The sequence below is a fragment of the Streptomyces sp. NPDC046197 genome, from assembly GCF_040646295.1.
In the GTDB taxonomy this organism is placed as follows: domain Bacteria; phylum Actinomycetota; class Actinomycetes; order Streptomycetales; family Streptomycetaceae; genus Streptomyces.
In genome coordinates this window covers 134,567-148,022 of record NZ_JBEYZY010000015.1, presented here as the reverse complement: position 1 = coordinate 148,022, position 13,456 = coordinate 134,567, and the positions used below count along the sequence as shown (strand labels likewise).

Sequence of the window (13,456 nt, the reverse complement as noted above, 5' to 3'; positions counted from 1 at the left end):
CGACCAGGGGGATGTCGTCCGGATCACCGCGGATCAGGCCGCGGCGGTGGGCTCAGTGGTGCGGAACCACCGCCACCGGTGCCGCGCTGTGACCCAGCACGGCCTGGGCGACCGGGCCGATCGCCGCCCCGAGGGGCAGCCGGCGTTCGGTGCGGCCGATCACGACCAGGGACGCGTCGTGCGAGGCCTCGGTCAGATGCGAACCGGCCAGGCCGATCACGGCCTGCTCCGCCGCCTCGACACCGGGGAACTTGTCCCGCCAGGGACTCAGCACCTCGGAGACTGTGGGCCCTCCCCTGGCCCCGGCCGGCTCGGCCCGCCGTCCGGCATCGGCAGGACCGGCCTTGCCGTGGGGGTGCGGCTTCGGGCTCCAGCCGTGGACGACGCGCAGGCCGGCCGCGCGGCGCAGGGCCGCGTCGAACGCGAACTCGATCACGGCCTCGTGCGGATCCGTCAGATCGAGGCCCAGGACGACATCGCGGAGCGCGGTGTTCTCCGGTGCGGGGTCAAGGGTGCCGGGCTGGTGTTCGTCCCGGGGGCGTCCGTGCCGCACGAGGATGACGGGCCGTCGGCTGCGCGCCACGACCGCGAGGGCAACCGAGCCGCCCAGGAAGCCCGCGGCGCCGCCGCTCGGACCGCGCGTGCCGAGCACCACCAGATCGGCGTCCTCCGCGGCCATGAGCAGGGCGGAGACCGGCTCCGCGGCAACGCGGCCGGAGCTGATCCTCAGGTCCGGGTGGCGGCGCGCGATCCTCGCCTCGGCCTCTCGCAGCACGCGGTCCACGCCACCGCTCGACGAGGGCCGCCGAAGGGCATGGACCAGACGCAGCGGGACGTCGCGGCGCACGGCCTCCCGGGCAGCCCAGTCGGCGGCGGCCAGACTGCCGGGGGAGCCGTCCACGCCTGCGGTGATGGTGCGGGGCATGCCGGATCTCCTTCTCGGACCTCTGCGATCCGAACTCAGTCTGGCCGCAAGCCACTTGAGGCTGGAGGGGCCACTGGTCCCGGTGTCGTGGCCGGGCGGCCCCAGGGGCGGGCGGTCGCGGAGGGGCGGGCGGTCGCGGAGGGACGGGCGGTCACGGAGGGACGGGCGGTCGCGGAGGGACGGGAGAAGGCGCCGAGGCCGTCCACGGCGGACGGGGCGTCGGTCCGGCCGGGGACGAGGACGGGGGCAGAACCTGCCTCCACGCCGTCCGGCCCCTCGCCGGAGGGCCGTTCGGTCCGTGGCGGGGTGGCGGCGCCGCTGGTCAGGCGGGGACGTGCAAGCCGTAGATCGTGTGCCCGCCGGCGAGCTCACGCCCGGTGACCAGATCGGGCTCGATACGCACGAAGACCTGCTGAGGAGAGGGGGCCCAGGAACGGAGGCCAGTCCGTTCCAGGCGTGTGAGTTCGGCCTGGTCGGTGACGAGGGCGGCCCGGCCGGTCACTACGACGCTCCAGCCGGAGTGGGTGTCCGCGTCGACCGTGTCCGCCTCGAAGGCGACGACCGCGCCGTCGACCGCGCGAGCCAGTTCCGAGGCGGCGCAGGTGCGCAGCAGCACCGCCCCGTCCTCGTCCACACGGAAGTTCACGGGCAGCACCGCGGGCAGGGCCTGCCGCGTGAAGACGACACGGCCGACAGGCACCGTGGCCAGCAAGCGCAGGCACTCCTGTCGGCCCAGTTCACGGAAGCCATCGTTCGGGTACATGAGCCGGCCCGCCCTTCGACCAGTGGAGGGGAACACCCTCCATGCTGGGCCGGGCGCCGGCCGTGTGTGAGGGACCACCGGCCCAGCCCTGCCGGAGAGCGGCCCGAGGTGGCGGGGCGTGCGAGGGGCCGGCCGGGCCCGTGCACCGCCGGGGCGGCCGCTGTCCTCCCAGGACGGGGGGACTCGCGTAACAAGTCCCCCTACGGGCAGGCGCTCACCAGTCCTTCCCTACGGGCAGGTGACCACCTGCCCCGCCCAGGACAGCCCGCCGCCGAAGCTGAACAGCAGCACCCGGCCGCCGGACGGTACCTCCAGGCCTTCGACCATCTTGGACAGGGCCAGCGGAATGGACGCGGCCGAGGTGTTGCCGGAGTTCACCACGTCCCGGGCGACCACGACGTTCTCCGGCAGGCCGAGCTGTTGCACCAGCGACTCGATGATGCGGAGATTGGCCTGGTGGGTGACGACGGCCGAGAGGTCGGACGGCTCGATGCCGGCTCGCGCGCAGGCTTCGAGGGCGAGCGGAGCCAGTTCGGTGGTGGCCCAGCGGAAGACCGTCTGGCCGTCCTGGGAAAAACGCGGCTGCCAGTCGTCGACCAGCCGTACGGCGCTGGAGCGGCTGGGGTCCGACCCCCAGACGACGGGACCGATGCCGTCGGCGTCGGCACCGGCGTCCGACGCGCTGACCACGGCGGCACCCGCACCATCGCCGAGCAGGATGCAACTGGCGCGATCGGTCCAGTCGGTCACGTCGGACATCTTCTCGACACCGATCACCAGGGCGTGGCGGGCAGCACCGGCGCGCAGCGAGTGGCTGACGGTGGCCAGGGCCGTGCAGAAGCCCGCACATCCGTTGTTGAGATCGAAGGCGACGGCGGAGGGAATACCCAGGCGGGCCGCCACCTGGGCCGCCGTGGAGGGGCAACGGTCGATCGCCGAGCACGTCGCCACCGTGATCATCCCAATGTCCTGCGGCTCCAGCCCCGAGTCGGCAAGAGCCTTGCCCGCGGCGGCCGCGGCCATGTCGACGACGGACTCGTCGTCGGCGATACGGCGCGTGGCGATCCCCGTGCGCCGACGGATCCAGGCATCGCTGGTGTCCACCATCCTGGCCAGGTCATCGTTGGTCAGGACGCGCGCGGGCTGGTAGTGCCCGAGCGCGGCGATGCGGGCTCCCGGCATGGCGGCTCTCCTCGAGTCGACGGCAGTCCCGGCGAATATAGCATCCGAACGGTCGGACGCTATATTGAGGACGGTCGGCTACCATGGCTGAATGAGTCCACGCAACACCATCGCGGAATCCCGCCGGACCCGGCAGCGGATCATCGATCGCAGTGTCGCGATCGCCTCGGTGGACGGTCTGGCCGGCCTGACGATCGGGCGCCTCGCCATCGATCTGTCCATGAGCAAGGCAGGGGTGCTCGGCCACTTCGGAACGAAGGAGGCACTCCAACTGGCGGCTCTGGAGCGGGCATCGGCGATGTTCACGTCGCTGGTGTGGGAGCCGGCTGCGGCTCTGCCGCCCGGCCTGACCCGGCTTCAGGCCGTGTGCGAAGCGTGGATCGCCTTCCTGGACACCGAGCGCGCCGAGTTCCCCGGAGGATGTCTGTTCACCGCGGCCTCGGTCGAGTTCGACGGCCACACCGGTCCCGTCCGCGACACCGTCGCACGCCTGCTCACCGTCTGGCGACGCCGCCTGGTCAGCGAGTTGAGGTACGCGGTCGAGGCCGGCGAACTCCCGTCGGGCGCCGACCCCGAGCAGATCGTGTTCGAGCTGGTCGGCCTGTACCTGAACCTCAATCAGTCGATCCAGCTGTTCGGTGACACCACCGCACCTGCCCGGACCCGACACGCTCTGGCCAGGCTGCTCGGCACCGACCAGCCGCGCGCGGACTGACCTTCGAGCCCGCCCCGCCCGCGGGAGGTGCGCACCGGTGCTCCGTGGAGCGTGCCGGTGCGCACCGTGTACGGGGGGCTCGGACCCGCCCTCAGAAGTCCAACGCGACCTGCGTGCCGCCCGTGAACGCTGGGGGCAGACGCCCGCCTGGAGCTGCACCACGATCTTCGGCGTGTCGTTCCGCGCGTCGCCGGGCTGGAGGCCGCAGAGTCGGTGCAGGTGAAAACGTTCCTGCACCGACCCACTGTGGTGGGGCGGGTGGGACTCGAACCCACGGCCGACGGATTATGAGTCCTTTCCGGATCTTCCGATCCGTCCCGGCTCTTACCTCGTCTTTCCTACAACCGCAGGTCAGGAGCACTCTGCCGTTCGGGCTCCGCGTCGGCCTTCCTGATTTTTCCGGGTCCTTCCGTCCCCTGCGTGTCCCCTGACGGTCCGCAGAGCCCCCCGTGAGGGGAACTGGGGGACGTCGAGCTGCATCAGCCCAGGTCGAGTAATGGGGTGGCCCCCTTTCACCACCCTCCGGCAGCTGAATTGCCTTCCGACGGGGAGAGCCGGCCCCTGTCCCGGTCGTTCTCCCATCGCCGATGAGGCCTCTGCCGGAGCCCCTTCACAGCCCGTGCCGGTCAAGGATGCTCATCAGCTTCCGCCTGCGCTTCAGTTCCACCCGCAGGTCGGCGAGAAACAGGGTGAACGCGTCCTCGGTCCCCAGCGCGCGATGGCAGTCACGGGCAGCCTGGAGCAGCCGCGCCAGGTGCTCGTAGGCGCGGTCACCCGTCGGCTCCTTCGACCGCTCGACCAGCCGCAGGTACACGCCGAGCGCATCGGCCGGGCGCGTCTCGCGCGACAGATCGGCGAGCTGCGCCCACTGCCGGTCGTCGGCGCGGCCGGCGGCCTCCCGCCAGGCGGCGTCCAGGTCGCCGTCGTCGAGCAACGCGTCGATCAGCAGGGGCCCGCCGTACCGGCCGCCGCGCGCACGACGGGCGTCCTCCTCCAAGGTGGCCAGCGCCGCCGCGCGCTCGGCCTCCCAGCAGTCCGCAGCCCGGGCGGCGGAGCGCAGCTGCCGGTAGGCGGCCAGGGACCGCTCGAGACGGAACGGGTCCCGGCGCACCGCGACCGCGTCGGCCGCCCGCCCCGTCTGCGCGTACCGCGCGCACACGTAGTCGACCAGGCGGCCATCGATGTATGCCTCGGCGGCGCACTCTCGCAGTCCGCGCTCCGCCCAGGCGAGCGCCTCGTCCACACGTCCCGCCGATTCCAGCTCCTCGGCGATACGCAGATGAGTGGCACCGGACGGGTCGAGGTCCTGCGCATGCAGGGCGACCAGCGCGTCGACGTCACCCGCTGCCTTGATCAGACGTTCCATCAGGTACCGCTCCGCCCAGCCGGACGGCCTGCGCCTCAGCGCCTCGGCCGTCAGCTGCCGCGTGCGGGCCAGTCCGCTCGGCCCCAGCACGTCGGCATAGTCGAGCGGATCCAGGTCGGTCACGTCGTTGCTGTCGTCGAGCACCGTGCCGACCAGCCACTCGGCCAACCGATCCGGATCGGGGCGGGCGACCCCGCAGGCCTCCACATGGACCTCGGCCACCGCGGCGGCGGCCTCCCCGACCACGCCATCGGAGTCGTCGATCTCCCCGTAAGCCTCCCCCAACACCCGGATCGCCTCCTCGGCCAGACCGACCGCCTGTGCCGCCTGCCCGTCGGCGGTCAAGGCGCGCAGGGCGCCCGCCGCCTCGGCGACTTGTCGCGCATACCCGGAGGCATCCGCGTACTCGATGTACCCGTACCGGGCGAACGGCCGTGGATCGATCAGGGCGATGATCCGATCCCGGACCGTACCGAGGTCGGAACGAGCAGCGGCTGCCCGCAGCTCCAAACGCCGACGTAGTTCCCGGTCCTCAGCGACCTGCTCCCGCACCAGCGCCAGGAGTTCGTCACCTGACAGCGCCGAAAGCCACACCTCCAGGGCGGAAGACCGCGCCCGTGCCGCGGCTTGCTGATGCGGGATCGCCTTCGCCCGCCGCAGCACGGTCAGCCCGACCGCCACACAGTGCTTGCAGAAGTTGGCCTCCCGTCCGTACGGGCAGTCGCACCATCCCGAGATCCCCTCCTCGCCGCCGAGGGTGAGCTCCACCTCGTAGACATCCGTACCGTGCACCACGGCGGTGACCGAGTCCTCCCCCACCTCCAGACCGCTCACCGCGTCCAGATACCCCAGCCCCCGCTCGAAGGACCGAGCCCCGGCCAGCGCCCTCAGATCGTCCTCGTCGAATCCCACCACTTTCCGTGCCACACCGGTATTCAACCGCGGAAGGCGCGGTGCCGACCGAGCTGAACGACGAGTGGGTGGAGGCCCCCGCTACATGGGACTTGACTTTGCCGGCCAAGGGCCGCCTCTACCCGATCGGGACAGGAAACGGCGAGACAGGCCGCCCTGCCCGCCGAACCCACTGCATAGCCGCAAACGAGACCACCGAGTGGCTTCGATACACCACTCCAGCGGACGCGCCGGGATCTGTGGACACGACCAAGACTCGTACTATATCTTGTACAAGTCGAGAAAGGGGGCAGCAAGCATGTCCATCACCGCCAGCGAGGCGCGTCAGAACCTGTTCCCGCTGATCGAGCAGGTCAACGAGGATCACGCTCCGGTTCACATCACTTCCCGCAAGGGGAACGCCGTGCTCATGTCCGAAGAGGACTTCAGCTCATGGACCGAGACAGTGCACCTCCTGCGCTCCCCCAAGAACGCCCGCCGCCTGCTCGACTCCATCGCCGAGGCAGAGGCCGGCAAGGCCCGGAATCGCGCGCTGATCGACCCCGACGCGGAGCGTGCGTGAAGATCTCGTTCACGTCCCACGCCTGGGAGGACTACACCTACTGGGCCGAGAGTGACCGCAAGATGGTCAAGCGCATCAACAAGCTGATCGACGACACCATGCGCGATCCCTTCAAGGGCATCGGCAAGCCGGAGCCCCTGAAGGGTGACCTGTCGGGCTACCGGTCTCGGAGAATCGACGACACGCACCGACTCGTGTACAAGCCGACCGACGATGAGTTGATCATCGTCCAGGCTCGATACCACTACTGACTCGGTCCCTCGATACCACTACTGACTCGGTCCGAAGAACCATCACCGGCCCGCAAAGCGTGGCGACGCCGCCGACGGAGAGCACCCAACTGCTCGTCCCGTTCGTAGCGGTGGGCCGAGCCGGCAGCGGAGTGCGGGCGCTCCAGTGCGAACGCGCCGACCGCCGATATGCCCGCCCCGGAACTGCGGCGCCCCGGCGTACGGAAGAGGCAGCCCAGAGCCGAGGCCTTCCACCCACGGCGCCAATCAGGCGATACGGCCAATTCCGGCTATGACTCGCATGTCGCCTGACCGTGTCCCCTGCGCGTCCCCTGGATCTTGGTCTGAACGTATGAATGGGGGTCGCCACTCTGAAGTGGTGACCCCCATTCTCACGTTTCCGCAGGTAGAAACGGTTCTCCTGGGAGGAGCCTGGGTGGGGCGGGTGGGACTCGAACCCACGGCCGACGGATTATGAGTCCGCTGCTCTAACCGGCTGAGCTACCGCCCCGTTACGGCGCGTCGCGTACATGTGTGCGCGCCGTCTGCCGCAGCATAGCCGCTCATACGATCTCCTGCTTCGCCATGGTCGGCTTACCGCGGCCCTTCATGACCTTGAGGACTTCGACGCGGGCGCGGCGGTTCCCCGGGACATGAAAAAGGACCCCGAAGGGCCCTTGTTCAGCATGCTCCCCCGACTGGACTCGAACCAGTAACCTGCCGGTTAACAGCCGGCTGCTCTGCCAATTGAGCTACGGAGGACCGAGCTCCCCCGACTGGACTCGAACCAGTAACCTGCCGGTTAACAGCCGGCTGCTCTGCCAATTGAGCTACGGAGGAATGCCTCGTTGCATCGAACGTACCCACCTGGGTATCCGCCAGGGGGCGCGCGCTCGCTGCGACACATACATTAGCGCAAGCAGGGGGGTGCTCCGCCAATCGGTACCCCCCCGCTCCGACCTCGACGCAAGGGAAGGGTGGCCACCATGCGCTACCGGCTCGCGTTCATCGCTGGGCTCGCTCTGGGTTACGTGCTGGGCACGAGGGCCGGACGCGAGCGCTACGAACAGCTGAAGAAGTCCGCGCGCCAGGTCGCGCAGAACCCCGCGGTGCGCAACACCGCCGAGACGGCGGCACAGCAGGGCCGCGAGTTCGCCGGCAAGGCCTACCACGCGGTGAGCGAGAAGGTGGGCGACCACGTGCCCGACTCGGTGAGCCAGCGCGTGCGTTCCCTGCGCGAGCGGACCGGCACCGGCGAGGACGACTGGGGCACCAGCAACACCTAGGTGTGTTCATCACCAGCGTTGCCCAAGCGGCACCGTTGCGGCGGCGATCGCTGTTCCCACCCGGGGGCGCGGGGAGCCGCGCCCCCGCCCACGACGGCCCCGGACCCGCCGGTACCACCAGCAGCCCGACCCCCTTGACCGGCCACGGCCAAAGCAGGCGCGGCGATGCGGCAGAATTTTCGCCATGGGGATAGTCGCCGGGTTGGACAGCTCGCCCGATTTCACTCGCATCGTCGTCTGCGACACGGACACCGGAGCCGTGCTCAGGCAGGGGTATGCGCCGCATCCGGTGGAGAACCCCGAAGGCAAGGGCCGCCCCTCCGATGTCGACCCGCAGGCCTGGCTGCTGTCGCTGGGGGAGGCCGCGGGCGGCGGGCTGCTGGAAGGCGTGCAGGCCATCGGTGTCTCCGCGCAGCAGAACGCGCTGATCCCGCTCGACACCCAGGGCAACACCGTGCGGCCGGCGCTGGTCGGCGGCGACCGGCGCGCCCAGGTCGCCGCAGCCGACCTGATCGACGCGCTCGGCGGACGTGAGGCCTGGGCCCAGGCGGTCGGCAGCGTGCCGCAGGCCGCGCAGCCGGTGACCAAGCTGCGCTGGCTCGCCAAGAGCGAACCCGACGCCGCCCTGCGCGCCGCCGTGCTGATGCAGGCGCACGACTGGCTCGTGTGGCAGCTGCTCGGCCGGCCGGCCAGACGGACCACCGACCGCGGCGGCGCCTCCGGGACCGGGTACTGGTCCGCCGCCACCGGCGCCTACCGGCCCGACCTCGTCGAGCTGGCGCTCGGTCACCAGGCCATGCTGCCCGAGGTGATCGGGCCCGCCGAGGCGGCCGGCACGACTCCGGAGGGGCTGCTGATCTCCGCCGGGACCGGGGAGACCATGGCCGCCGCGTTCGGGCTCGGGCTCGGGTTCGGTGACGCCGTCGTCTCGCTCGGCGCCTCCGGGTCCGTGATGGCCGTCCACCCCGAGGCGCTCGTCGACCAGACCGGGATGATCACCTCGCTCGCCGACGCGACCGGCATGCACCTGCCGGTCGTCACCACGCTGAACGCCGTACGGGCCCTGCGCGGCACCGCCGAACTGCTGGGGCTGTCCGACCTGGAGAGCCTGTCCGACCTGGCGATGAAGTCGACACCGGGGTCGCACGGCCTGGTCCTGCTGCCCTACCTGGAGGGCGAGCGGACCCCCAGCCTGCCGCACACCGCCGGGACGCTCGCCGGTCTGCGGCGCGAGTCGATGAAGCCGGAGCATCTGGCGCGGGCCGCGTTCGAGGGCATGCTGTGCGGGCTCGCGGACGCCCTCGACGTGCTGCGCGGCCGCGGCGTGGAGGTGCGGCGCATCTTCCTGCTCGGGCCGGCCGCGGAGCTGCCCGCCGTGCAGGCCGCTGCGCCCTCGCTGTTCGGCGTGCAGGTCGTCGTGCCGCAGCCGGCGGACTACGCCGCGATCGGTGCGGCCCGCCAGGCGGCCTGGGCGCTCGGCGTCTCCCAGGGCGCCCTCGACCCGCGCACTCCGCCGGCCTGGCAGGGCGCGGTCGCCCAGGTCCTGGAACCCGGCGAGGAACTGGCGGTGGGCCAGGCGGTGCGCCAGCAGTACGTGTCCGTGCGCGAGCAGACCCACCCGGGGGCATTCCGGGCATAACTCCCATTCCGCAAAGGGTGGAGGCGGAACAGTCACCCGTACGGGGGCATTTGGGGGTGACGAGACCTAGGGCCGACGGCTGACGGGCCGTCGGTCGTTGGCCCGCTGTCGGGTTAATCGGTTGAGGTAACACGGGTGGAGTGTTCGACGATAGGGGCCAGGGGACATCGACCGCCCCCACCGCCGACCCCGAGAGACGCAGCGTGCTCATACGACTTCTACGGACCTATCTCAGGCCCTACCGAAAACCCATAGCCCTGCTGGTGCTGCTGCAGTTCCTGCAGACCTGCGCCACCCTCTACCTGCCCACCCTGAACGCGCACATCATCGACAACGGTGTCGTGAAGGGTGACACCGGTTACATCCTCACCTTCGGCGCCCTGATGATCTGCATCTCGCTGGCGCAGGTCGTCTGCAACATCGGCGCCGTGTACTACGGTGCCCGGACCGCCTCCGCCCTCGGACGGGACGTCCGGGCCGCCGTCTTCGACCGCGTGCAGTCCTTCTCGTCCCGCGAGGTCGGCCACTTCGGCGCGCCGTCCCTCATCACCCGGACGACCAACGACGTCCAGCAGGTCCAGATGCTGGCCCTGATGACGTTCACGCTCATGGTGTCGGCGCCCATCATGTGTGTGGGCGGAATCGTCCTGGCCCTCGGCCTGGACGTGCCGCTGTCCGCGGTGCTGGTCGCGGTCGTCCCCGTGCTCGGCATCTGCGTCACCCTGATCGTGCGCCGGCTGCGTCCGCTGTTCCGTTCCATGCAGGTACGCCTGGACACGGTGAACCGCGTGCTGCGCGAGCAGATCACCGGCAACCGCGTGATCCGCGCCTTCGTCCGCGACGACTACGAGAAGGACCGCTTCCGCAAGAGCAACACCGACCTGACCGAGATGGCCCTGGCCACCGGACGGCTGCTCGCGCTGATGTTCCCGATCGTCATGACGGTGGTGAACCTGTCGTCCATCGCGGTGGTCTGGTTCGGCGCCCACCGCATCGACAGCGGCGGGATGCAGATCGGCGACCTGACCGCGTTCCTCGCCTACCTGATGCAGATCGTGATGTCCGTGATGATGGCCACCTTCATGTTCATGATGGTGCCGCGGGCGGAGGTCTGCGCCGAGCGCATCCAGGAGGTCCTCGACACCGACTCCAGCGTCGTACCGCCGCTCGCGCCCGTCACGGAGCTGCGCCGCCACGGTCACCTGGAGATCCGCGGCGCCGGTTTCCGCTATCCGGGGGCGGAGGAGCCGGTGCTCAAGGCCATCGACCTGGTGGCCCGGCCCGGCGAGACGACCGCCGTCATCGGCTCGACCGGCAGCGGCAAGTCCACCCTACTGGGGCTGGTGCCCCGCCTGTTCGACGCCACCGACGGCGAGGTGCTGGTCGACGGCGTGGACGTACAGACCGTCGAGCCGCGGCTGCTGGCCCGGACCGTCGGTCTGGTGCCGCAGAAGCCGTACCTGTTCGCGGGCACGGTGGCGACCAACCTGCGCTACGGCAATCCGGACGCCACCGACGAGGAACTGTGGCACGCGCTGGAGGTGGCGCAGGCCAAGGAGTTCGTGTCGAAGCTGGAGGGCGGCCTCGACGCGCCCATCGCGCAGGGCGGCACCAACGTCTCCGGCGGCCAGCGCCAGCGTCTGGCCATCGCCCGCACCCTGGTGCAGCGCCCGGAGATCTACCTCTTCGACGACTCCTTCTCCGCCCTCGACTACGCCACCGACGCGGCCCTGCGCGCGGCGCTCGCCGACGAGACCGCCGAGGCGACCGTCGTCATCGTCGCCCAGCGCGTGGCGACCATCCGGGACGCAGACCGGATCGTCGTCCTCGACGAGGGGCGGGTCGTCGGCACCGGACGCCATCACGAACTCATGGCGGACAACGAGACCTACCGGGAGATCGTGCTCTCCCAGCTGACGGAAGCGGAGGCCGCCTGATGGCAGGGCCCATGGGGCGCATGATGGCCGGGGGCGGCCCCGAAAACCGCTCGATGGACTTCAAGAACTCGGGCAAGCGGCTGATCGCGCAGTTCCGGCCGGAACGCCTCACCATCGGCGCGCTGCTGCTCTGCGTCGTGGTGAGCGTGGGCCTGTCGGTGCTCGGCCCCAAGATCCTCGGCCGGGCGACCGACCTGGTCTTCGCCGGGCTCATCGGACGGCGGATGCCGTCCGGGCCCACCAAGGACCAGGTCCTGCAGGCCATGCGCGAGCGGGGGCAGGGCTCCGTCGCCGACATGCTGAAGGGCACGGACTTCACGCCGGGCCAGGGCATCGACTTCGGCTCCGTCGGGAACGTCCTGCTCCTGGCGCTCGCCACGTTCATGGCCGCCGGGCTGCTGATGGCGGTGGCGACAAGGCTGGTCAACCGGTCCGTGAACCGCACCATGTTCCGGATGCGCGAGGACGTGCAGACGAAGCTGTCCCGGCTGCCGCTGTCGTACTTCGACAAGCGTCAGCGCGGCGAGGTGCTCAGCCGGGCCACCAACGACATCGACAACATCGGGCAGACGCTCCAGCAGTCGATGGGCCAGCTCATCAACTCGGTGCTGACCATCATCGGCGTGCTGATCATGATGTTCTACGTCTCCTGGCTGCTGGCACTGGTCGCCCTGGTGACCGTGCCACTGTCGTTCGTCGTCGCCACCCGCGTCGGCAAGCGGTCGCAGCCGCACTTCGTGCAGCAGTGGCGCTCCACCGGCAAACTCAACGCGCACATCGAGGAGATGTACACCGGGCACACCCTGGTGAAGGTGTTCGGGCGGCAGCAGGAGTCGGCGCAGCAGTTCGCCGAGCAGAACGAGTCGCTGTACGAGGCCGGGTTCCGGGCGCAGTTCAACAGCGGGGTCATGCAGCCGCTGATGATGTTCGTGTCGAACATCAACTATGTGCTGGTGGCGGTCGTCGGCGGCCTGCGGGTCGCGTCCGGCGCGCTGTCCATCGGTGATGTGCAGGCCTTCATCCAGTACTCGCGGCAGTTCTCGATGCCGCTGACCCAGGTCGCCTCGATGGCGAACCTGGTGCAGTCGGGCGTCGCCTCGGCCGAGCGGATCTTCGAACTCCTGGACGCGGAGGAGCAGGAGGCCGATCCGGTGCCGGGCGAGCGGCCGGAGGAACTGCGTGGGCGGGTCGCGCTGGAGCACGTGTCGTTCCGCTACGACCCCGACAAGCCGCTGATCGAGGACCTGTCGCTGAAGGCCGAGCCCGGCCACACGGTCGCGATCGTGGGTCCGACGGGCGCGGGCAAGACCACGCTGGTCAACCTGCTCATGCGGTTCTACGACGTCTCGGGCGGGCGCATCACGCTCGACGGTGTGGACATCGCGAGGATGTCGCGGGACGAACTCCGGTCCGCCATCGGCATGGTGCTGCAGGACACCTGGCTGTTCGGCGGCACGATCGCGGAGAACATCGCCTACGGCGCCTCGCGCGAGGTCACCCGCGGTGAGATCGAGGAGGCGGCGCGGGCCGCGCACGCCGACCGGTTCATCCGCACGCTGCCCGACGGCTACGACACCGTGATCGACGACGAGGGTTCCGGGGTCAGCGCCGGTGAGAAGCAGCTCGTCACCATCGCGCGGGCGTTCCTGTCGGACCCGGTGATCCTCGTCCTCGACGAGGCGACGAGCTCGGTGGACACCCGTACCGAGGTGCTGATCCAGAAGGCGATGGCCAAACTCCAGCACGGCAGGACGTCGTTCGTCATCGCGCACCGGCTCTCCACGATCCGGGACGCGGACACGATCCTCGTCATGGAGAACGGATCCATCGTCGAGCAGGGCGCCCACGACGAGCTGCTCGCGGCCGACGGGGCGTACGCGCGCCTGTACAAGGCGCAGTTCGCGCAGGCGGTCGCCGAGGTCGACTAGGGCTGCGGGCA

11 protein-coding genes and 3 tRNA genes are annotated in these 13,456 nt (G+C 70.3%); 7 read left to right on the top strand and 7 right to left on the bottom strand.

Annotated elements, in window-relative coordinates; translation table 11 throughout:
* Positions 1–52 precede the first annotated feature (52 nt).
* From AB0A61_RS22280 to AB0A61_RS22270, 3 genes are all read right to left on the bottom strand, one after another.
* Entirely contained in the window at positions 53–925 is an 873-nt protein-coding gene (locus AB0A61_RS22280) for a universal stress protein (RefSeq protein WP_361294714.1), read from the bottom strand.
* 322 nt (positions 926–1,247) lie between these two features.
* Positions 1,248–1,688 carry a pyridoxamine 5'-phosphate oxidase family protein gene (locus AB0A61_RS22275; protein WP_361294711.1) on the bottom strand — a complete coding sequence of 147 codons (441 nt, stop codon included), beginning with the start codon at positions 1,686–1,688 and terminating at the stop codon, positions 1,248–1,250.
* Positions 1,689–1,916: 228 nt separating this feature from the next.
* A complete protein-coding gene (locus AB0A61_RS22270; RefSeq protein WP_361294708.1) occupies positions 1,917–2,870 on the bottom strand; it encodes a beta-ketoacyl-ACP synthase III in 954 nt (317 codons plus the stop codon).
* Positions 2,871–2,961: 91 nt separating this feature from the next.
* On the opposite strand from AB0A61_RS22270, the gene AB0A61_RS22265 reads away from it, so the two are divergent.
* Positions 2,962–3,585, top strand: a complete 624-nt coding sequence (locus AB0A61_RS22265) for a TetR/AcrR family transcriptional regulator (protein WP_361294705.1) — start codon at positions 2,962–2,964, stop codon at positions 3,583–3,585.
* A gap of 610 nt (positions 3,586–4,195) precedes the next feature.
* On the opposite strand, the gene AB0A61_RS22260 is transcribed toward AB0A61_RS22265, so the two are convergent.
* Entirely contained in the window at positions 4,196–5,878 is a 1,683-nt protein-coding gene (locus tag AB0A61_RS22260) for a hypothetical protein (protein ID WP_361294702.1), read from the bottom strand.
* A 283-nt stretch (positions 5,879–6,161) separates the two neighbouring features.
* Here AB0A61_RS22260 and AB0A61_RS22255 point away from each other — a divergent pair, with 283 nt between their 5' ends.
* A complete protein-coding gene (locus AB0A61_RS22255; RefSeq protein WP_361294699.1) occupies positions 6,162–6,425 on the top strand; it encodes a type II toxin-antitoxin system prevent-host-death family antitoxin in 264 nt (87 codons plus the stop codon).
* Complete coding sequence (locus tag AB0A61_RS22250; RefSeq protein WP_361294696.1) at positions 6,422–6,676, top strand: Txe/YoeB family addiction module toxin; 255 nt, start codon at positions 6,422–6,424, stop codon at positions 6,674–6,676. The genes AB0A61_RS22255 and AB0A61_RS22250 overlap by 4 nt, the downstream gene beginning before the upstream one ends.
* A gap of 416 nt (positions 6,677–7,092) precedes the next feature.
* On the opposite strand, the gene AB0A61_RS22245 is transcribed toward AB0A61_RS22250, so the two are convergent.
* The 3 genes from AB0A61_RS22245 to AB0A61_RS22235 all read right to left on the bottom strand — a co-directional run bounded on the left by AB0A61_RS22245 (position 7,093) and on the right by AB0A61_RS22235 (position 7,495).
* A tRNA-Ile gene (locus tag AB0A61_RS22245) sits at positions 7,093–7,166 on the bottom strand.
* A gap of 178 nt (positions 7,167–7,344) precedes the next feature.
* Positions 7,345–7,417: transfer RNA gene (locus AB0A61_RS22240), tRNA-Asn, on the bottom strand.
* 5 nt (positions 7,418–7,422) lie between these two features.
* A tRNA-Asn gene (locus tag AB0A61_RS22235) sits at positions 7,423–7,495 on the bottom strand.
* Positions 7,496–7,641: 146 nt separating this feature from the next.
* Here AB0A61_RS22235 and AB0A61_RS22230 point away from each other — a divergent pair.
* From AB0A61_RS22230 to AB0A61_RS22215, 4 genes are all read left to right on the top strand, one after another.
* Positions 7,642–7,941: a YtxH domain-containing protein gene (locus tag AB0A61_RS22230; RefSeq protein ID WP_361294693.1), complete on the top strand. Its 300-nt coding sequence runs from the start codon at positions 7,642–7,644 to the stop codon at positions 7,939–7,941.
* Positions 7,942–8,125: 184 nt separating this feature from the next.
* The gene (locus tag AB0A61_RS22225; RefSeq protein ID WP_361294690.1) at positions 8,126–9,580 is read left to right on the top strand and encodes an FGGY family carbohydrate kinase; all 1,455 of its coding nucleotides are present in this window, start codon (positions 8,126–8,128) and stop codon (positions 9,578–9,580) included.
* Between the two features lie 203 nt (positions 9,581–9,783).
* The gene (locus tag AB0A61_RS22220; RefSeq protein WP_361294872.1) at positions 9,784–11,517 is read left to right on the top strand and encodes an ABC transporter ATP-binding protein; all 1,734 of its coding nucleotides are present in this window, start codon (positions 9,784–9,786) and stop codon (positions 11,515–11,517) included.
* Positions 11,517–13,445: an ABC transporter ATP-binding protein gene (locus AB0A61_RS22215; RefSeq protein WP_361294687.1), complete on the top strand. Its 1,929-nt coding sequence runs from the start codon at positions 11,517–11,519 to the stop codon at positions 13,443–13,445. Before AB0A61_RS22220 ends, AB0A61_RS22215 begins: the two co-directional genes overlap by 1 nt.
* Positions 13,446–13,456 lie beyond the last annotated feature (11 nt).